The organism is Bacillus cereus group sp. BfR-BA-01311, from assembly GCF_022664295.1.
GTDB lineage: Bacteria > Bacillota > Bacilli > Bacillales > Bacillaceae_G > Bacillus_A > Bacillus_A cereus.
The window spans coordinates 122,980-143,508 of sequence record NZ_JAKUHC010000009.1; the positions used below are offsets into that span (position 1 = coordinate 122,980).

Here is a 20,529-nt window from a genome sequence, read left to right on the forward strand (position 1 = left end):
ATTCTTTCTATGTATAATCATCTAAAGATTAATCTATTTTATCGTTCTTTTTTATATGATTATCCAATAGGAGAAGTGCGAAGTATAAAACGTTTAAGTCTTTGAATTGTTTTGGATCAAGTTCTGTATGTTCTTCAATCTTTTTTAGCCTGTAATGTAATGTGTTAATGTGTATATGTAATTGTTTAGCCGTCTGTTTATAAGATTGGTTATAATCGATAAATAAGCGTAAAGTGTGCATAAGCTCAGGAAATGATAATAAGTTTTCGATGGTACGTTCTAGAAATTGTTCACGCGTTTCGGCAGAAATATCTTGTAAACACATTTCTAAACGTAAATCTTCATTAAATACAATTTTTTTCGTTTCCAATGATACAGAAAGAGCACGTAATGCTTGTTCGTAACATATGCTCATATTGTTTGAGGTGACTGTTTGTCCAATCCCGATATATAAAGAAATAGAAAATAAAGTTTCGCAGTCGTGTTTTAACCGTTTTAAAAATTGATAAGTTTGCTCTTTTGAGCTCGTTGCTGTAAATAAAATAAAACGATCATTTCCCCAACGAACAAATAGATGCTCTTTTGTTAAAATATTACGTATGTGTTGCCATATTTTACGCTGGAGCATCGTGTCATTTTTGCCAATAGAAAACAAAATAAGTTGTTTTTTCTTATATAAATCAATGCCAAGTGTTTTGGCGCGATCAAGAAAACTCGGGGACCACTCTGTATTTTGAAGCCAATCAAAGACAAAAGCTTCATAAGAACGGTGCTCAAGTTCTAGTTGCTCTAAAAAGTAGTTTTCATGAATTAATAATTCGGTCATCTTACGCAATATTTCTCCGTAGCGTGAAATATTTTCAGGTTCTCCTGTAATCCCAATGACACCAATTACTTCATCATGAAATAATAAAGGAAGATTCATCCCAGCCTTTACACCTTGCAATCGCCTTTCATCTTCTTTTGTAATGATGACGGTTTTCTTTTGTTTGGCGCAGCGGAGTGCACCTTCATGAAATTGACCAATTCTTTCTGTATCTGTACTTGCGATAATAACGCCTTCTATATTAATGATAATAATATTTTCTGTAATTAGTCTGCGTACTTCTCGTACAATTTTATTCGCTAAATCAGGAAATAGCATAATTGACACACCTCAAATTCTATTTGTTGTACATTATATATGTAAATTGAGTAAGAAAGGGAAATTTCACACTTTCCACACATTTATTTGTTATTTTACAATTATAACGAAATCATCCGAAGATGGAGGGAATCTTTTGAGAAAGTATGTTTTTCTTCTCTGTTTTTTATTTCTACTAGTAGGGTGTCAAGGAAGTTCATATACACCAATTGCTAAAGATAAAAATGTTATTATAACTACGAATATAAAAGAAGGCAGCATTAGTTTTATTGATAAAAAAGATAAAAAGTTAATTACGACATGGGAACTAAATGAGCCAATGGCCGGAATCACACTGCTTCCAAATGGCGATGAAATACTTGTATACGGTAAGCAATTAGAATATATGTATGTATATTCACTAGCGGAAGGAAGGCAAGTGGGAAAATATAAAACTGGAAAGGGCATTGTAAATGTGGTGGTATCAGCAGATAAAAAACAATTATTTGCTGCTGATCAAAATGTTCAAAAGGTAAGGTTCTTTACGATAAATGGGAAAGAGACAGGAAGTGTTTCAACAGGAAAAGGGCCTATAACGATGGTAGAGTATCAGAATCGGTTATCTGTACTAAACTTTTATGATACGAAACTAACGACAATTGATACGAAGAAAAAAGAAGTTATTCAATCCTTTATGATTCCGCCAGCATCAACAGGAGCGACGATTAGTCCTGATGGGAAAGAAATATGGATTGGCGGACATGGTGATGGAAATCAAGTAAATGAGAAAGTGTTAGTGTATTCTTTACAGAGTGGAGAAATGGTGCGTTCTTTACACGCTCCATTTATGCCTGTGAATATAACGAAGGATAGTAAGTACGTATATGCACTCAGTCATGGATCGAATACACTTAGAAAGTTTGATATTAGCACATATAAAGAAATAGCTTCTGTAGAAGTAGGGTCAAATCCATTTGCATTTTTTGAGAGCGGAGCAGAAGGGTATGTAGCCAGTTATGATAGTGATGAAGTGTGCGTTATAGATATGAAGAATTTGAAAATAAAACAAACAATTAAAGTCGGAAAAGGACCGTTTCAACTCATAGAGAGGGAAGGGAAGGACAATGAATAAATATAGAGTGCTAGTTGTAGATGATGAAAGTGATATGAGACAGCTTGTTGGAATGTATTTGGATAACTTTGGATATGAGTGGGGAGAAGCTGAGAATGGAAAAGAGGCTCTTAAAAAACTAGAAACGGATCATTATGATTTCGTTGTATTAGATATAATGATGCCAGAAATGGATGGACTTTCAGTTTGTAAAGAAATTAGAAAAACGTCAGATGTGCCGATTATATTTTTAACGGCAAAAGGTGAAGAGTGGAATAGGGTGAACGGCTTACGTATGGGAGCAGATGACTATATTGTAAAACCGTTTAGTCCTGGTGAATTGGTTGCCCGTATGGAAGCTGTGCTAAGAAGATATACAAAGCAAGAACAGCAAGAAGAGATTCAATTTGGACCAATTCTTATCAATGAAAAAAGTAGACGAATAGAGGCGGATGGTGAGCCGATTTCTCTTACTGTAAAAGAGTTTGATTTATTATATTTTCTTTGCCAACATACAGGACAAGTATTTAGCCGGGAGCAATTACTTGAAAAGGTATGGGGATATGATTATGCCGGAAGTACAAGAACGGTAGATACGCATGTGAAAACGATGCGCTTGAAGCTTGGAGAAAGTGGAAACTACATTCAAACTGTTTGGGGTGTAGGCTATAAATTTGAGGTGTAACGTATGTTTACGATGGTACAAAAACTTTGGCTTACAGTAGTATGTGCAGTATGTGTAACAGTGTCCTTTCTTTATTTCGTATCTTTATACTCGTATGAAAAATTATACGTTGATAATTTAAAAGCTTCGTTAGTAATGGAAGGAAAAAGTCTTGCTGCTCAATATGATAAGCGTGAAGGAATATCAACTTTTGAAGAGAAAGTAAGATCGTTTGATCAAATATCTAGTTCAGACGTTATTTTCGTGTCTAATCCGCGTGATTTAAGTGCATGTTTGCCTTTTGATGTGCATCATCATTCTCTTATAAGTGAAGGAGATAGGCAAACGCTATTAGACGGGAAAACTGTGACGAAAATAGGATATGAAGAACATTTTGACCGTAATATTATGGGGGTTGTCATCCCTGTATTGGAAAATAAAAAATTAGTCGGAATTGTCTATTCGTATATTCCTTTAAAAAGTATAAAAGATTTAATCTATGATATGGGTCTTATTTTAGCACCGTTAGCAATTGCTATGATTTTAATTACGATATGGGTTGGAAGGAAAATTATAATTGCAATTACGAAGCCACTTTCGCAAATGGAGCGGGTTGCAAATCATTTGGCTACGGGAGATTTTTCGGAGCGGATTACAGTTTCTTCAGAGGATGAAATTGGACGATTAGGAAAAGCATTTAATAAAATGGCAAATTCATTAGAAACAGAAGATGTAAAGCGTAAGGAATTTTTAGCAAATGTTTCGCATGAACTTAGAACACCACTTAGTTATATAAAAGGGTATAGCGAGGCTATTTTAGATGGTGTTGCAAAGGGACCACAGCAGGAAAAAGTAACGCAGCTAATTCATAAAGAAGCAGGTCGTATGCAGCGTCTCGTTCATGACTTGTTAGACTTAGCACAATTAGAAGGTGAGCACTTTCCGTTAAAGAAGCAACCTATCGTTTTTTCACAGCTGATTGAAGACGTATTAGATACGTATGAGATTAAGTTTATAGAAAAGGAAATTCATATTTCAACCAATTTAAATCCAGAGGTCATTGTCATGATTGATGAGGATCGTATGCAACAAGTGCTTCATAATGTGTTAGATAATGCGATACGGTATACAAATCAAAAAGGAAATATCGTTATAACTTTAGAGCAAATCGATGATTACTGTGAATTAAAAATAAAAGATACAGGAATTGGTATTGATATAGAACATTTGGAGAATCTTGGAGAACGCTTTTACCGAGTTGATAAAGCGAGAAGTCGTCAACACGGTGGAACAGGTTTAGGCCTTGCTATTGTGAAACAAATTGTTCATATACATGGTGGACAGTGGAAAATTGAAAGTGAAAAAGATAAGGGAACAACGGTTATTATTAAACTGAATGTACAGGATGAGGGGAGCATGTTCTAATTTTTAGGACATGTTCTTTATATTGAAGAAAATATTTATCCCGCTATTCGCCGGGCAGTAAGACCTTCACCTCAAAATTCAACGGAAGCAAAGAAGTTAGGTGGAGGCCCTGCTGCCCGTAAAAGCCCGATTGGTGAGAGCTAATAATCAGTGGGCGATGAACAAAACCCCACTGATTAAAGTTTCACTTTACACGCAAAATATAAATTAATATATAATAAATATCGAAAATTTGACTATTTTATGAACAAAACATTTGTACTTCTTATCAATTCGGTCTAAAATAGTTATGATGCAAAGTTCTTATAAATCGTTTCAATTGTTGTTTGGAAGATACTGAGGTGATTTAACTGGAGTACAAATCTATTAAACCGAAAAAAATTTACGAAGAAGTATCTGAAGCTATTTTAACAATGATTAAAAATGGTACGTTAAAACCTGGTGACAAACTACTCCCTGTGCATCAATTAGCTGAGCAGTTTCAAGTTGGCAGATCTGCTGTTCGTGAAGCGCTAAGTGCGCTAAGAGCGATGGGCTTAATTGAGATGAAACAAGGAGAAGGTACATATGTGAAGAACTTCGATTCTTCTTCATTAACGAAATCATTAAACAATAGATTATTAATGAAGAAAGAAGATATTTTGAATTTATTAGAAGTACGAAAGGTGCTTGAAGTGGGGGCAGTTCGAGTAGCGGCGGCAAAACGTACGGAAGATAATTTACAAAATATGAAACATTGGTTAGATGAAATGGCAAAGAGCATTGGAGATGAAAAGGCTGGTGAAAAAGCCGATTTTCAATTTCATATGGGAATTGCAGAGTCTTCGCATAATAACATTTTGCTTGAACTCATGAATCATGTTTCAGAGATGATTGCTGAAACAATTGGTGAATCAAGACGCATTATTTTATATGGTGAACAAACGACATCAGAACGACTTATAGAAGAGCATCAAGTTATATATGATGCGGTGTTAAAACAAGATGTAGAATTAGCGCAGCAAGCAATGCTAGATCATTTAACAAATGTAGAACATATTGTCACAGGTAAAAACGATATAAATTCGTAATTTAATCTTTTAAAAATTTAATTTTCTGATAAAATAGAGAAAGATTAAGTAAGCGTTTTCTTTAGAAGAGGGAGAGGATAGGCCATGGTTGAGCCTATTTCTTCTCTACTAAGTCATCTGATGACCATATGTTTGTTGGTGAAGTTGTAAAAAGGGGGAGTAATAGTTATGAAAGTTACTTTATTTGTTACTTGTTTAGTCGATATGTTTGAAACAAATGTCGGCAAAGCAACAGTTGAAGTGTTGGAGCGTTTAGGTTGTGAAATTGAATTTCCAGAAGCACAAGTTTGTTGTGGGCAGCCTGCTTATAATAGCGGCCATGTAGAAGCAGCAAAAGAAGCGATGAAACATATGATTGAAACTTTCGAAGATGCAGAATATATTGTTACGCCATCTGGTTCTTGTGCGACAATGTTTCATGAGTATCCGCATGTTTTCAAAGATGATCCAAAGTGGGCTAAACGTGCACAAAAAGTTGCTGATAAAACTTATGAATTTACACAGTTTATTGTAGATGTTTTAAAAGTTACAGATGTTGGTGCAAGTTTACCAGGGATAGCTACTATTCATAAATCATGTCATATGACGCGTATGCTTGGAGTAAAAGAAGCACCAGGAATTTTATTATCAAATGTAAAAGGATTAACTGTGAGAGATTTGCCAAACGTGCAAAATTGTTGCGGGTTTGGGGGAACGTTTTCAGTTAAGATGACTCCAATTTCTGAGCAAATGGTAGACGAAAAAGTAGATAGTGTCATGGAAACAGGTGCAGATTATTTAATCGGTGCAGATTGTGGGTGTTTGTTAAACATTGGCGGACGTATTGAGCGTTTAGGAAAAGAAGTAAAAGTAATGCATATTGCTGAGGTACTGAATAGTCGCTCATGAAGGGGGAACATAAGCTATGTCTATGAAAATCAGTGAGAAAAAATTTAATGATCGCGTTGGTGATGGAATTCAAGATTCGTTTATGCGCGGAGCAGTATCTTCTGCACAAACGCGTTTATATACGAATCGCTTAAAAGCTGCAGATGAATTAGGAAACTGGGAAGAGTGGCGTGAACTAGGTGAACAAATTCGTCAACATACGTTAGAAAATCTGGATTATTACTTAATGCAGTTAAGTGAAAATGTATCAAAAAGAGGCGGACACGTGTACTTTGCGAAGACGAAAGAGGAAGCTGCAAAGTATATTCAAGACGTTGCCAAAAAGAAACAAGCGAAAAAAGTAGTAAAATCAAAGTCGATGGTAACAGAAGAAATTAGTATGAACCATGCGCTTGAAGAGATTGGTTGTGAAGTGTTAGAGAGTGATTTAGGAGAGTATATTTTGCAAGTAGATAACGATCCACCTTCACATATTATTGCACCTGCACTTCATAAAAATAGAACGCAAATTCGCGATGTATTTAAAGAAAAGCTAGGCTATGAAAATTCTGATGACCCATATGAAATGACAAAGTTTGTTCGTAAACAACTTCGTGAGAAATTTATGGATGCAGAAATTGGTGTAACTGGTTGTAACTTTGCTGTTGCAAATACTGGATCTCTTTGTTTAGTAACGAATGAAGGTAATGCAGATCTTGTCATGTCGATTCCGAAAACACAAATTGCAGTAATGGGTATGGAACGTATGGTTCCGACAATGGAAGAATTAGATGTTTTAGTTGGTTTACTATGTCGTAGTGCAGTAGGTCAAAAGTTAACAAGTTATGTAACGGTAGCGGGACCAATTCAAGAAGAGGAAGTAGATGGCCCAGAAGAATTCCACTTAGTTGTGGTCGATAATGGTCGTTCTCAAATTCTTGGATCTGAATTCCGCCAAGTATTGCAATGTATTCGTTGTGCTGCTTGTGTTAACGTATGCCCTGTATATCGTCATGTTGGTGGACATTCATATGGTTCTATATACTCAGGACCGATTGGTGCGGTATTAACACCACTTTTAGGTGGATATGATGATTACAAAGAGCTTCCTTATGCCTCTAGTTTATGCGGAGCATGTACAGAAGCTTGTCCAGTAAAAATTCCATTGCATGATTTATTATTAAAACATCGTCAAGTTATCGTTGAGCAAGAAGGACGTGCTCCACTTGCAGAAAAATTAGCAATGAAAATGTTTAGTATGGGTGCATCTTCAGCAGCTTTATATAAAATGGGATCAAAAATGGCGCCAGCAGCAATGAGTCCATTTACATCTGGTAATCGTGTATCAAAAGGTGTTGGGCCACTTAAAAACTGGACAGATATTCGTGAATTCCCAGCTCCAAGTAAAGAACGATTCCGTGATTGGTATAAAGATCATAAGAAAGGCGGGGACAAATAATGACAGGATTAATTCAAAACCGTGATGCCTTTCTAGATAACATTGCAAAAGAACTTGGGCGCGCGCGTAAAACAGAAGGTGTAGAGCGTCCAGTATGGAAAAGTAATGTGAATATAGAAACGTTAAAAGATTATTCACAAGAAGAATTACTAGAAGTGTTTAAAAAGCAATGTACAAACATTCATACAACTGTAGTAGAAACGACAAATGACAGTTTAGGTGAAGACCTTCAAAAAGTAATTATGGAAAACGGCGGGGGACCTATTTTATTATCAGCAGATGAGCGTTTTGATGCATATGGTTTAACATCTTTATTTAAAGAAGAACTTCCAAAGCTAGACGTTGAAGTGAACGTATGGGATCCAGAGAGAAAAGACGAAAATATGCGTTTAGCTGAAAAAGCGAATATTGGTATTGCATTTAGTGATTATACATTAGCCGAATCTGGTACAATTGTTGTACAAAGTCATAAAGGGCAGGGACGTTCTTTACACTTTTTACCGACTGTATATTTTGCTATTATTCCACGTGAAACACTTGTGCCTCGTATTACACAAGCAGTTCAGGATATGAACTCACGCGTAGAAAATGGGGAGACAGCGGCATCTTGTATTAACTTTATTACAGGACCAAGTAACTCGGCTGACATTGAGATGAATCTTGTTGTCGGAGTACATGGACCATTAAAAGCAGTATATTTCATCGTATAAAAGAGGGGAAAGCAGGCCGGAAAATGGCCTGCTTTTTTAGTAGAATAAAGGATAATATGAAGTAGAAGTTCTCTCCTTTTTTTGCTATGTTTTTTTGGAAAGGAGAGGAAGGGATGTTCACTTATTTATATGCACTGTTAGCAGGGATGGTGTTTGGTTCTTTTTTTATGCTAGTTGCAATAAGGGTTCCATTAGGTGCGTCTATCATTACCCCACGTTCACATTGTTATTATTGCAAATATGTACTAAGGCCAAAAGAACTAATCCCCATCATTTCATTTTATATACAAAGAGGCTGTTGTACGAATTGTAAGAGGAAAATTCCAATTATGTATGTAGCATTTGAATGTATAACAGGAAGTATATTTCTTCTTACCGTGTATATGATTGGAATAGAACGAGAACTTATTATCATTTTATCCCTTTTTTCGCTACTTCTTATTATTTCGGTTACAGATTACTTATATATGTTAATTCCTGATTGTATTTTAATTTCGTTTGCCGTTTTACTCATTCTTGAAAGTGTTTTTGTACAATTAGTTACTTGGACAGATAGTATAGTTGGTAGTGGTGTTATATTCCTTTTGTTATATTGCATACAAAAGATATATCCAGAAGGGCTTGGCGGAGGAGATATAAAACTACTTTCGTTACTTGGTTTTATAGTAGGAGTGAAGGGAGTTTTTATCGTTTTATTTTTAGCATCTTGTTTTAGTCTTTGTTTTTTTGGGATTGGTATCGGATTAAAACGTATAGAAGTACGAAAGCCAATTCCATTTGGTCCTTTTATTAGTCTTGGGGCAATGTGTTATGTATTAGCCGTTTATTCAAATTAGAGAGGGAATCGAAAATGAACGTATATATGGATGATCAAAGAAGTTGCCCGTTCGGGTATGTGCCCGCAACTACAGTAGAATGTGCCTTGCAAATGGTTCGGGATTATGATGTGAATATTCTTTCCCTTGATTATAATATGGGCTGGGGAGCAAAAAATGGACTAGATTTTGTAGAAGCTTTTTGTACAGAGGGATTATATGTAAATGAAATTCACCTTCATACGAATGATGTCATCGGTATGCATAAGATGAAACAGAGAATGGATAAGGGAAAGGAAGAGGGAGAAATTAATCCTCACCTTGTAGTTAAATACGTGGGAAGCTAAAAACTCCAAAGTAAAATTTTGGAGTTTTTAATGTTTCATATGTGCTTGTAAAGGAATAATCTCTTCTTGTTGAGCTGTTGGGATTTCAGTTTTTTCCTGTTGAACGTCAGGTGTTTTCTTTGTTAAGTAGTGGTATACCATACCGACAAATACTGATCCACCAATAATGTTACCGATTGTAACAGGAATTAAGTTATGAATAGCACCTGAAAAAGAAATTGTCTCAGGATGCGGTGAAACTAAAGATAAAGCAAAGAGTGATAAGTTTGCAATACTATGTTCGTAACCAGATAAGAAGAATGTGAAAACAAGTAGCATCATGACCATTATTTTTGCTGTGTCACCTTTAACCTGAGAAGGTAAGAAACAAGCAAGACATACGAGCCAGTTACATAAAATAGCTTTAAAGAATAACTGCATCGTAGGTGTGTTCATCTTTCCTTCAACGACTTTACTCATTAAGTGACCGTGATCAATTGCTTCGAAAATTCCAGTTGCGTAAAATAGTAAGGCAAAGAATAACGCGCCGGCTAAGTTACCTGCATAACAAGCAACCCAGTTACGAAGTGTATCAGAAATCGTTGTTTCTTTTCTTAAAGTTGCTACAGTAAAGTACATTGTGTTTCCAGTAAACAATTCAGCACCGCCATATATAATAAGTACGAGAGCAATCCCGAAAAACATAGAAGCAGCTAAATACGTTGCTGGTGAATCTGCAATGTGAAAAAAGTTACCTAATTTAAAACATAGTACAATAATAAAACCGATATAAATACCCGCAAGTGCAGCACGAATGAAATATTGCATTGGGTTTGTATCTAGTATTTTCTTTTTGTTTTTAGCCAGTTTGACAACATAATCTAGTCCTTGTTCTAGCATGAGTAATACGCTCCTTTAGTAAATCTTCTATAAATACTTCTTATATGAATAAAGTACATGGAATTGTTCTCACTTTCAATAAGTTTGTGCAATGTTTCACAAAAAGGACATACATGCATTGAGAAAACGTTTACAAAAGGTAGTATAATGGAATTTTTTCTGGACATTGAGAGGAAGAACGGAAAAAGAAAAAGCGCTGTAATTACAGCGCTTTTTCGTCTAAATTCTTTTCTACTTTTACTTCTACTTCTTTTGAGAAGAACCAACCACCAACTGCGATTCCGACTAATACAATCCAGAATGTAAGCTTCCACGGAGTGGATTCTGGGAATGAATGTGGTATTACATTTAATGCAGGGTGTGCTAATGTATAAACTGCTAGCTTCACACCAACCCAACCTACAATTAAGAATGCTGCAGTTTCAAGTCCTGGTTTACGTTTTAAAATCTGTACGAAAGCAGTTGCTGCAAATCGCATAATGATTAATCCGATAAGTCCACCTACAAAGATAACAACGAATTGCCCAGTATCAAGACTACCAATTGTACCTAATCCTGTTTTTGGTAAAGTCATTGCTAGTGCAACAGCAGCTAAAATTGAATCAACTGCGAAGGCGATATCAGCGACCTCAACTTTAAATACAGTCCACCAAAAGTTCTCTTGTTTTTTCTTTGCTTCTTTTTCTTCTGTTTCTTCATCTGTATTCTTTTTAACATATGTTTTAAATAAGTGATTACCAGCGATAAACATAAGGTAGATGGCACCGATTGCTTGCACTTGCCATACATCGACTAAGAACGAAATCATAAATAACGATCCAAATCGGAAAACAAATGCCCCCGCTAATCCATAAAATAGTGCTTTCTTTCGTTTTTCTTCTGGTAAATGTTTTACCATAATTGCAAGAACAAGAGCGTTATCAGCCGCTAAAATCCCTTCAAGTGCAATTAGGATGAGTAATACCCAACCATACTCCAATAATAATGATACATCCATGTACATTCTCCTCTCATTTCTATAAGTTCTAAATAAGTGAAGAATTTCCCCACTATTTAGTTTCCCCATACTCCTGCCTATTAACTTTGGAAGAATCTGGAACTGAATACAAAAAAGACCTCTGCCGTTAATAGGCAAAGGTCTTGCTAGACATATGTAATAAAAAATGCCAACAAAGCCGGAAGAACTAAGTTCTACGTAATGACGACTTTGTTTCCAAGAAATATTCTTGGACGCTACTCCCCTTTGGAGATATGTTATTGTATTCTCATTATATGGATAATTTATACGGTTGTCAACCTGTTAAAATATCTTCATTCGGATATTTTATTTTCCGGTTCTTTTTACGAGCAAATGAAAAAGCCAATGTTAAAGGACCCATTTTCCCAAAAAACATCATAAAGATAATAATAGCTTTTCCGATTATAGTTAAGTGGGGTGTTAAATTCATACTGAGGCCAACAGTCCCAAATGCTGAAAATACTTCGAAAGCACTCATCAATAGAGGAACTCGCTCAGTAATACTCAAAATTAAAATAGCAAAAAAGATAAATGAAATGGAAATAATAGTAATGGTTAATGATTTGACAATGAGAGTATCTTTAATGGATTTTTTAAATACCACAATATCCTCTTGTTGTTGTAAAAATTTAAATACGCCAAAAAATATGATTAAAAATGTTGTTAACTTAATCCCACCACCAGTTGAAGCGCTACCAGCACCAATAAACATAAGGAGCATCATTAATAGGAGGGAAGGTTTTGACAATGTAGAAATATCAACTGTATTAAACCCGGCAGTTCGCGTTGAAATTGCTTGAAAATAAGAGCCCAATCCTTCTTCAAATGGGGTAAAACCTCTCATAGAAAGGGAGTTATGGAACTCGAATATAAAAATAAAAAGGGTAGCAATAATGTTGACGATTAGAGTAGAAGAGAGCATAAGTTTTGAATGTAGTGTAAGGTTTTTAAAGTTTTTCTTTCTTTTTATGTCTACGATTACTGTAAAACCAATTCCACCTAAAATGATGAGAGAGGAAATGACGAGATTGACAAGAATACTATGAGAATGGGACATTAAATTATCGCTCCACACAGAAAAGCCAGCATTGTTAAAGGCTGAGATTGAATGGAAAAAACTATAATAGATCCCTTTCGTAACCCCGTATTTTGGTACCCATTCAAAAGAAAGAATTATAGTAGCGATACATTCGACTGTAAAAGAGAATAAAAATAATGCTTTGGCAAGACGGATGACGCCGCCGATATTCGTTTGGTTTAATGCTTGTTGCAGTAAAATCCGATTTTGAAGACCAATTTTTCTTCCAAGCATAATCGCAATTAAGACAGCAAAGCTCATAATGCCCAGTCCGCCTACTTGTATAAGTGTTAAAATGACACATTGGCCAAATAAGGTAAATACTTTCCCAGTGTCTACCACACCAAGCCCTGTAACCGTACAAGCAGAAACGGTTGTAAATAAAGCATCTAGCCATGAGATAGACGTTGTTGTAGCAATTGGCAACTTTAATAAGCATGTACCGATAAGTGATAACATAATAAAAGCCAATGTAAGAACACGGGGAGGACTCATGCGAATATTAATCCGTTTCATGTTACGTATCGTTCCTTTCAATTTGCTTTTACTAGTATGTGAAAAAGTACGATTATGTATGTTAAAAATAGAAAGAGGCAGAGAATATCTGCCCCTAAGCCATATGTTATATTATTATCCACGTAGTTGTTGTTGAGCTAAAGCAACAAGACGTTTTGTTACTTCACCGCCAACTGAACCGTTAGAACGAGATGCTGTATTAGATCCTAAGCTTACACCAAATTCTTGTGCAATTTCATATTTAAATTGTTCAAGCGCTTGTTCTGCACCTGGAACTAATAATTTGTTTGTTTTTACCATGTTGATACACATCCTTATGAGTAGTCCAGTTCAGCTAAGTTCTTATCTAAACTGGTAACGTTATTTTATGTGGAAACGACGTACTCATACGCGGAAGTAATCGGTGCGATTAGAAGTTCTTGGATAGAAAAAAGAGTAGCAAATTTGCTACTCTTTTTTTAGTATTGTCGCTGTTCCTTCCACGACAATATCATCTGATTGATTATATATGTTTGTTTGCAACGTAATGATTTTTTTATCGTCACGCTTCTTAATAACCTCTGCCACAACGCGAAGTGTATCACCGATTTTGACAGGGGCACGGAATGAAACATTTTGGGATAAATAAATCGTATTTTTGCCTGGGAGTTTCGTTCCAAGGATGGTAGAAATAAAACTCGAAACGAGCATTCCGTGAGCAATACGTTCTTTAAACATTGTCGTTTTTGCAAAAGAATCTAAAATGTGAATAGGATTCACATCTCCAGTCAATTTTGCAAAATTGATAACATCTTCATCTGTAATTGTTTTTGTAAGGGATGCTTGATCACCGACTTGAATCTCATCATAGCGAAGCTCCGGAACAGTTTGTGCTTCTTGAAATGGATTCATTTTGTCCTCCTTCTTTTCCATATCGAAAAATGTTAGCCATCTTGATGTAGTAGGAGGAAGAAAGAGTTTTGTTTGTGCTGCGGTTAGCTCCCACATTTTTCTTACTTGATGGAAGTAAATAGATTTTTTGAGTTTTCCTCGAACTTTTTTGCGAGTTCCAACTGTTTTGACTTGAACTCTTCCAAAAAACCCTCTAACTGTTTTTGAGCCTCTTCACGTTGTAATTGTTGTTGCTCAATAAATTGTTTTGTTGTTTCTTCAAATTGACCGCTTGTTTGTGTAAGAATTGACAAAGAAGTTTTTGTAGGAGAAACGGTAAGCTGATGCATATGAGCAGAAAGTTCCTTCCACTTGTCTTGCCACTCGTTAATTTGATCATTTAAGGAGTTTCCAGTTAATTGTTTCACGTAATCTGTGTATTGGTTATTGAACTGAGCAGTGAGTTGTTGTAGTTCTTTTTCTAGTTCATCTACTCCTGATGTTAATTTATGCAAAGCGTCTTGTTGTTGTTTTAATGTTTCTAAAGTAAGTTGCTCTAACTGTTTTCCAGCTGAAGAGAAAAGGGAAAGTGATTGAGACCAGTTTTTCCAAAATGCATCGACTAATTCGTATGGTTTAGTTTCCATTGTTTGACCCCCAAATGTTTTTTTGCATATTGTGAACGCAGATTACTCTGCTGTACCACCAGGTGAAGATGAAGAATCCTTTTCATCCTTTTCTGGAGAAGTAGAAAATGGAAAGAATGCATTGGTGTATAACGTGAAAAACGTTCGCAACATATTTTGATAATGTTCAAAAGAAGTCGCACAGGTTGTTAAATATTGCTCTCCATATTCAGTTAAAGAATAAATTCTTTTTGCCGGCCCTCCATCGCTTGTATCCCAAGTAGAAGAAATAAGGTTTTCTTTTTCTAATTTGCGTAGTGTTCTATAAACATTACCTTGGTCAACAGAAGAAAAGCCGATATCCATTAGCATTTGAATAAGTTTGTAACCATGAAGACTCCAGTCTTTTAGACAGAGAAGTAAGAAGGGAACTAAGAAGTTTTTTGGCATGGAGTTTGGTTGTTTCGCTTGGTTCTTCTCCAAACTTTCGCGTTGTTCTGGTTCATTTTGTAGCATGATTGTGCATCACCTCATGAATCAGTTAGATGGAATTTTTTGCTTATAAGTGCAATTTACACCTATCTGTTTTTAAAGTCAACACATTTGTTAGAAAATAGAAAAAAATAAAATATAGACTTGAAGTTTTATTCAGAATATTAGAAAATAGTGAATAGGTTGAATTGTTTCAAAAACGAAAAAGGGAGTGTAGGTAAAGTGATTGATCAAAAATTCGATCCACTACAAGCATGGAAAAATGCTTATGAACAAACCGAAACATTTTGGGGAAAAGCGCTCAATGAAACAATTAAAACAGAAGAATATTCAGCTTGGATGGGCAGCGTTCTAGATTTGAATTTGTTTTATCAAAAAGCATTAAATGATACGACAAAAAACTATTTAGAACAAGTAAATGTGCCGACGAAAGAGGATATCGCAAGAGTGGCTACGCTTGTTATTAACTTAGAAAATAAAGTAGATAACATTGAGGAGTTTCTAGAGGAGAAAGTAGATTCTTTAGGACAAGCCCCTACATTAAAGCGTGATGTGACGAAAGTGAAACAAGATATTCGTACGCTTGAAACAAAAGTAGATCGAATTGTAGAATTGCTAGAAAAGCAAAATGCAGTACTAGCTAAACTACAAGTACCTGTAAAAGAAGAGGTAAAGCCTACGAATAAACCAGAAAATAAAAAATGATAAAAGCGCTTGTTTATAACAGGTAAAAGAGAGCGGGAGAATCTCTTTTCACGTATAAACAGCGAAACATAATTATATATGGACTCTATAGTATGAGTACCAAAATGATTCATAACAATCGTTCACAAATTCATTTAAGGGGGAAAAGAAATGGTTCAATTAAATGGAAAAGTAGCAATCGTAACAGGTGGAGCAAAAGGAATTGGAAAAGCAATTACAGTAGCATTAGCACAAGAGGGAGCGAAAGTAGTTATTAACTATAATAGCAGTAAAGAAGCAGCTGAAAATTTAGTAAATGAATTAGGAAAAGACGGACATGACGTTTATGCAGTGCAAGCGGATGTTTCTAAAGTAGAAGATGCAAACCGACTTGTAGAAGAAGCTGTGAATCATTTTGGTAAAGTTGATATTCTTGTTAATAATGCTGGTATTACAAGAGATCGTACATTCAAAAAATTAAATCGTGAAGATTGGGAGCGCGTAATTGACGTGAATTTAAGCAGCGTATTTAATACGACAAGCGCGGTGCTTCCATACATAACGGAAGCGGAAGAAGGAAGAATTATTAGCATTTCTTCTATTATTGGTCAAGCAGGTGGATTTGGCCAAACAAACTACTCAGCAGCAAAAGCGGGTATGTTAGGATTTACAAAATCATTAGCGTTAGAACTTGCAAAAACAAATGTCACTGTAAACGCTATCTGCCCAGGATTTATTGATACTGAAATGGTAGCAGAAGTACCAGAAGAAGTACGTCAAAAAATTGTTGCAAAAATCCCGAAAAAACGTTTTGGTCAAGCTGATGAAATTGCAAAAGGTGTAGTATACCTATGCCGTGATGGTGCGTATATCACAGGTCAACAATTAAACATTAACGGCGGATTATATATGTAATGAAGTAAGAAAAAAGTGCATATCCATAGCAGGAATGCACTTCTTTTTTTAAGAAGGAAATCGACCAAAAAGGAGATAAAAAAATGACTACATTCGCAACAGAATGGGAAAAGCAATTAGAGCTATACCCAGAAGAGTACCGAAAAGCGTACCGCCGAGTGAAAAGGGCGAGTGAAATTTTATTACGTGAACCAGAGCCGCAAGTAGGATTAACGCCGAAAGAGGTTATTTGGACGAAGAATAAGACAAAGCTTTATCGCTACATTCCAAAACAAGAAAAAACACAAAGAGTTCCAATTCTGTTAATATATGCTCTTATTAATAAACCATATATTATGGATTTAACTCCTGGAAATAGTTTAGTGGAATATCTAGTGGATCGTGGTTTTGATGTGTATATGCTTGATTGGGGCACATTTGGTTTAGAAGATAGTCATTTGAAATTTGATGATTTCGTTTTTGATTATATTGCAAAAGCAGTAAAAAAAGTAATGCGAACTGCAAAATCGGACGAGATTTCTTTACTTGGTTATTGCATGGGTGGAACGCTAACTTCTATTTATGCAGCACTTCATCCGCACATGCCAATTCGTAATTTGATTTTCATGACAAGTCCTTTTGATTTCTCTGAAACAGGATTGTATGGTCCTTTATTAGATGAGAAATATTTCAATTTAGATAAAGCGGTTGATACATTTGGAAATATTCCGCCAGAAATGATTGATTTCGGAAACAAAATGTTAAAGCCAATTACGAACTTTGTTGGTCCATATGTTGCTTTAGTAGATCGTTCAGAGAATGAGCGCTTCGTCGAAAGCTGGAGATTGGTTCAAAAGTGGGTTGGTGATGGTATTCCGTTCCCAGGTGAATCATACAGACAGTGGATTCGTGATTTTTATCAAAATAATAAATTGGTTAAGGGTGAACTCGTTATTCGCGGACAAAAGGTAGACCTTGCAAATATTAAGGCGAATGTCTTAAATATTTCCGGGAAACGTGATCATATCGCTTTGCCATGTCAAGTAGAAGCATTACTAGATCATATTTCTAGCACAGATAAACAATATGTATGTTTACCAACAGGGCATATGTCTATCGTTTACGGTGGAACAGCTGTAAAACAAACATATCCGACGATTGGAAATTGGCTTGAAGAGCGTTCTAATTAAAAATAAAAAAATCCAACTAGCCTATGTTAGTTGGATTTTTTTATGAAAAATAACAAAACATAGAAAGGAGAAATTTATATTTTAGGAGTATAATTATGAAACTTATGACGGGTAAGTTGTTTTGGAATACAGGAGTTTCTGTACCTTGTTATCCACTGTTAGAAAATGATATGATATGTGATGTGCTCGTAGTCGGAAGTGGCGAAGCCGGTGCTCATATAGCGTATTCTTTAGCGAAAATCGGCATGAGTGTAATGCTTATTGAAAAAAGAGAAATTGCATGTGGTAGTACATTTGCAAATGTAGGTTTATTACAGTTTCTTCATGATAAATCGTTAACCTCACTTATCCATACATTTGGTGAAGAAAAAGGGGTACGAGCATATAAACTGTGTTACGAAGCGTTACGAACAATGGAGAAAGTGGTACCTACTCTCGATATTGATCCCTATTTTATTCCGAGAAGTAGTTTATATTATGCAAGTAAAAGTGAGGATGTCTCATTTTTACAAGAGGAGTACAATACGTTACAGAATTATGGATTTCCTGTTGAGTATTTTACAGAATCTGATATTAAGGAACGTTATCCTTTTATAAAACAAGCGGCATTGTATACACACGGTGATGCTGAGGTGAATCCGTATTTACTAGCGCATAGTCTTTTGCATAAAGCAAACCAAATGGGAGCTAATATATATGAACATACAGAGGCAATACATATAAAAAAACGGCAAAATGATTTAATTTGTTACACGAAAACAGGAAATCAAATTGTAGCAAAGAATATTATTATGGCGACGGGCTATGAAGCACTTTTTGGGAAGAAAGAAAAAAATACAACAGTAGAGGCATCTTATGCAGTTGTGACAAATGAAATAGATCAGTTTGATGGCTGGCATGAGCGATCGTTAATTTGGGAAACAGCACGTCCCTACTTATATTTTCGGACGTTTCAAAACCGCATTATGGTAGGCGGATTAGATGAAGCGATGCAAATTCAACCGATTGGTGATACGAAACTATTGCGTAAGCGTGATATCCTTATTAACATTGTAAGAGAGATGTTCCCGCAGTATAAGAATATACAAGCAGAGTATTATTGGGCAGCAGCATTTGGTAGTAGTCATGATGGTCTACCTATTTTAAAAGAAGATAAGAAGATACATAATTTATTTTACGCATTATTGCACGGAGGTAATGGAACTGTGTATGGAATGGTATTTGCCAAATTATTTGAGCAGTTATTTACAAATAAAGAAAGTGAAGATTTTTCTTTATTTAATCGATAGAAAAAAGGTAGCGAAGTGATGGAATGAGAGATATAAAAAAGTTTTTACAAAAATTACGTCCTGTACAACTCATCGTTTTGTTTTATTTATTAGCGGTAGTTGTATCGGTGATATTGCTTAGTTTACCGTTTGTTACGAAGCCTGGTGTGAAATGGACATTTATAGATTCGCTTTTTACATCAGTTAGTGCGGTAAGTGTTACGGGACTGTCTGTTATTACGATTTCAGATACGTTTACTACAGCAGGAATTATTGTTTTAGCCCTTATTCTACAATTAGGCGGCTTAGGAATTATGGCGCTTGGTACATTTGTTTGGATCATTACGGGGAAAAAGATTGGTTTGCAAAGAAGAAGATTAATTATGGCAGACCATAATCAAGGAAATTTATCGGGTCTTGTAGAATTGATGCGTTCTATTTTGATTGTAATTATTTCAATAGAACTTATTGGAGCAATCCTATTAGGTACAAGATTTTTACTTTACTTTCCGACTTGGCAAGAAGCTTATTTTCACGGTTTCTTTGCAGCTGTTAGTGCGACTACGAACGGCGGATTTGATTTAACAGGACAATCATTAATTCCGTATAAAAAAGATTATATTGTTCAAATGATTCATATGTTACTAATTATTTTAGGAGCGATTGGTTTCCCTGTGCTAATGGAAGTGAAACAATTCCTTAGTAAAAGGAGACAACAATTATTCCGGTTTTCATTATTTACAAAATTGACGACAACAACATTTTTTTCGCTCGTTGTTGTTGGTACAATTATGATTTTTTTATTGGAGAGAAATCATTTTTTAGTAGGAAAGTCATGGCATGAAACTGTATTTTATACATTATTCCAATCTGTGACGACGCGAAGTGGTGGACTTGCTACGATGGATATACGTGAATTGTCACAACCGACGCTTTTATTTATGAGTATATTAATGTTTATAGGGGCATCTCCAAGTTCGGTTGGGGGCGGAATACGTACAACAACATTTGCTGTTAGTATATTGTCACTATATACCTTTGCAAGGGGTGGTAGAACAGTTAGAGTCTTCAAACGTCAGCTACATGAAGAGGATGTACTGAAAGCATCTGTCGTTATGACGATGGGGATTTTGTTATGTGCTACTGCGCTATTCATTTTATCTATTACGGAAAATGTACCGCTTATGAGCTTAATTGTTGAAGTTTGTTCTGCTTTCGGAACGACGGGACTATCAACAGGTGTTACGCCTGATTTAACAACTGTTGGGAAACTTGTACTTATTGTGCTTATGTTTATCGGACGCGTTGGTATTTTAACATTTATTTTAGCTAGTGGTGGAAGGGAACAACCACCTCGCTATAAATACCCGAAAGAGCGGATTATTATTGGATAGTATGAAACCATTCTACCTACGTTAGGTAG

At 35.5% G+C, this 20,529-nt stretch carries 22 protein-coding genes and 1 riboswitch; of the genes, 14 read left to right on the top strand and 8 right to left on the bottom strand.

Annotation, left to right across the window (positions count from 1 at the left end):
- Nucleotides 1–28: 28 nt before the first annotated feature.
- Entirely contained in the window at nucleotides 29–1,153 is a 1,125-nt protein-coding gene (locus MR136_RS20095; protein WP_135277693.1) for a CdaR family transcriptional regulator, read from the bottom strand.
- A gap of 127 nt (nucleotides 1,154–1,280) precedes the next feature.
- Here MR136_RS20095 and MR136_RS20100 point away from each other — a divergent pair, with 127 nt between their 5' ends.
- The 9 genes from MR136_RS20100 to MR136_RS20140 all read left to right on the top strand — a co-directional run bounded on the left by MR136_RS20100 (nucleotide 1,281) and on the right by MR136_RS20140 (nucleotide 9,591).
- Nucleotides 1,281–2,255 carry a YncE family protein gene (locus MR136_RS20100; protein ID WP_001234154.1) on the top strand — a complete coding sequence of 325 codons (975 nt, stop codon included), beginning with the start codon at nucleotides 1,281–1,283 and terminating at the stop codon, nucleotides 2,253–2,255.
- Nucleotides 2,248–2,919 (top strand): response regulator transcription factor, encoded by a 672-nt coding sequence (locus MR136_RS20105; protein ID WP_001046396.1) that lies wholly within the window; start codon nucleotides 2,248–2,250, stop codon nucleotides 2,917–2,919. Before MR136_RS20100 ends, MR136_RS20105 begins: the two co-directional genes overlap by 8 nt.
- A gap of 3 nt (nucleotides 2,920–2,922) precedes the next feature.
- Nucleotides 2,923–4,323, top strand: a complete 1,401-nt coding sequence (locus tag MR136_RS20110; protein WP_000494796.1) for a sensor histidine kinase — start codon at nucleotides 2,923–2,925, stop codon at nucleotides 4,321–4,323.
- 380 nt (nucleotides 4,324–4,703) lie between these two features.
- Nucleotides 4,704–5,393 carry a FadR/GntR family transcriptional regulator gene (locus tag MR136_RS20115; RefSeq protein WP_254904515.1) on the top strand — a complete coding sequence of 230 codons (690 nt, stop codon included), beginning with the start codon at nucleotides 4,704–4,706 and terminating at the stop codon, nucleotides 5,391–5,393.
- A gap of 168 nt (nucleotides 5,394–5,561) precedes the next feature.
- Entirely contained in the window at nucleotides 5,562–6,281 is a 720-nt protein-coding gene (locus tag MR136_RS20120; RefSeq protein ID WP_000869148.1) for a (Fe-S)-binding protein, read from the top strand.
- A 16-nt stretch (nucleotides 6,282–6,297) separates the two neighbouring features.
- Nucleotides 6,298–7,719, top strand: a complete 1,422-nt coding sequence (locus MR136_RS20125; protein ID WP_000061927.1) for a LutB/LldF family L-lactate oxidation iron-sulfur protein — start codon at nucleotides 6,298–6,300, stop codon at nucleotides 7,717–7,719.
- On the top strand, nucleotides 7,719–8,429 hold the full coding sequence (locus tag MR136_RS20130) for a LutC/YkgG family protein (RefSeq protein ID WP_017673691.1): 711 nt from the start codon (nucleotides 7,719–7,721) through the stop codon (nucleotides 8,427–8,429). Before MR136_RS20125 ends, MR136_RS20130 begins: the two co-directional genes overlap by 1 nt.
- A gap of 113 nt (nucleotides 8,430–8,542) precedes the next feature.
- Complete coding sequence (locus MR136_RS20135; RefSeq protein ID WP_088338212.1) at nucleotides 8,543–9,265, top strand: prepilin peptidase; 723 nt, start codon at nucleotides 8,543–8,545, stop codon at nucleotides 9,263–9,265.
- Between the two features lie 14 nt (nucleotides 9,266–9,279).
- Nucleotides 9,280–9,591 (top strand): cyclic-phosphate processing receiver domain-containing protein, encoded by a 312-nt coding sequence (locus MR136_RS20140; RefSeq protein ID WP_001103764.1) that lies wholly within the window; start codon nucleotides 9,280–9,282, stop codon nucleotides 9,589–9,591.
- A gap of 27 nt (nucleotides 9,592–9,618) precedes the next feature.
- Here the strand turns inward: MR136_RS20140 and MR136_RS20145 are convergent, their stop codons facing one another.
- The 7 genes from MR136_RS20145 to phaQ form a co-directional block, all read right to left on the bottom strand.
- Entirely contained in the window at nucleotides 9,619–10,470 is an 852-nt protein-coding gene (locus MR136_RS20145; RefSeq protein WP_000893023.1) for a formate/nitrite transporter family protein, read from the bottom strand.
- Nucleotides 10,471–10,672: 202 nt separating this feature from the next.
- Nucleotides 10,673–11,467 (bottom strand): TerC family protein, encoded by a 795-nt coding sequence (locus tag MR136_RS20150; protein WP_000383326.1) that lies wholly within the window; start codon nucleotides 11,465–11,467, stop codon nucleotides 10,673–10,675.
- A gap of 90 nt (nucleotides 11,468–11,557) precedes the next feature.
- Nucleotides 11,558–11,724, bottom strand: a riboswitch (yybP-ykoY riboswitch).
- A 38-nt stretch (nucleotides 11,725–11,762) separates the two neighbouring features.
- Nucleotides 11,763–13,082 (bottom strand): TrkH family potassium uptake protein, encoded by a 1,320-nt coding sequence (locus MR136_RS20155; RefSeq protein WP_078420613.1) that lies wholly within the window; start codon nucleotides 13,080–13,082, stop codon nucleotides 11,763–11,765.
- 114 nt (nucleotides 13,083–13,196) lie between these two features.
- Nucleotides 13,197–13,382, bottom strand: a complete 186-nt coding sequence (locus MR136_RS20160; RefSeq protein WP_000241212.1) for an alpha/beta-type small acid-soluble spore protein — start codon at nucleotides 13,380–13,382, stop codon at nucleotides 13,197–13,199.
- Between the two features lie 147 nt (nucleotides 13,383–13,529).
- Nucleotides 13,530–13,973 carry a MaoC family dehydratase gene (locus tag MR136_RS20165; protein ID WP_001067916.1) on the bottom strand — a complete coding sequence of 148 codons (444 nt, stop codon included), beginning with the start codon at nucleotides 13,971–13,973 and terminating at the stop codon, nucleotides 13,530–13,532.
- Nucleotides 13,974–14,074: 101 nt separating this feature from the next.
- The gene (gene phaP / locus MR136_RS20170) at nucleotides 14,075–14,599 is read right to left on the bottom strand and encodes a polyhydroxyalkanoic acid inclusion protein PhaP (RefSeq protein ID WP_000448594.1); all 525 of its coding nucleotides are present in this window, start codon (nucleotides 14,597–14,599) and stop codon (nucleotides 14,075–14,077) included.
- A 42-nt stretch (nucleotides 14,600–14,641) separates the two neighbouring features.
- The gene (phaQ, locus tag MR136_RS20175) at nucleotides 14,642–15,094 is read right to left on the bottom strand and encodes a poly-beta-hydroxybutyrate-responsive repressor (RefSeq protein WP_000939953.1); all 453 of its coding nucleotides are present in this window, start codon (nucleotides 15,092–15,094) and stop codon (nucleotides 14,642–14,644) included.
- Between the two features lie 198 nt (nucleotides 15,095–15,292).
- Between phaQ and phaR the strand changes: the two genes are divergently transcribed.
- From phaR to MR136_RS20200, 5 genes are all read left to right on the top strand, one after another.
- Nucleotides 15,293–15,775: a polyhydroxyalkanoic acid synthase subunit PhaR gene (gene phaR / locus MR136_RS20180; RefSeq protein WP_000566945.1), complete on the top strand. Its 483-nt coding sequence runs from the start codon at nucleotides 15,293–15,295 to the stop codon at nucleotides 15,773–15,775.
- A 150-nt stretch (nucleotides 15,776–15,925) separates the two neighbouring features.
- Entirely contained in the window at nucleotides 15,926–16,669 is a 744-nt protein-coding gene (locus MR136_RS20185; RefSeq protein WP_000250407.1) for an acetoacetyl-CoA reductase, read from the top strand.
- An 83-nt stretch (nucleotides 16,670–16,752) separates the two neighbouring features.
- A complete protein-coding gene (gene phaC / locus MR136_RS20190) occupies nucleotides 16,753–17,838 on the top strand; it encodes a class III poly(R)-hydroxyalkanoic acid synthase subunit PhaC (RefSeq protein WP_000206336.1) in 1,086 nt (361 codons plus the stop codon).
- A 95-nt stretch (nucleotides 17,839–17,933) separates the two neighbouring features.
- Entirely contained in the window at nucleotides 17,934–19,127 is a 1,194-nt protein-coding gene (locus MR136_RS20195) for an NAD(P)/FAD-dependent oxidoreductase (RefSeq protein ID WP_000772560.1), read from the top strand.
- 23 nt (nucleotides 19,128–19,150) lie between these two features.
- Entirely contained in the window at nucleotides 19,151–20,500 is a 1,350-nt protein-coding gene (locus MR136_RS20200; protein ID WP_001204714.1) for a TrkH family potassium uptake protein, read from the top strand.
- Nucleotides 20,501–20,529 lie beyond the last annotated feature (29 nt).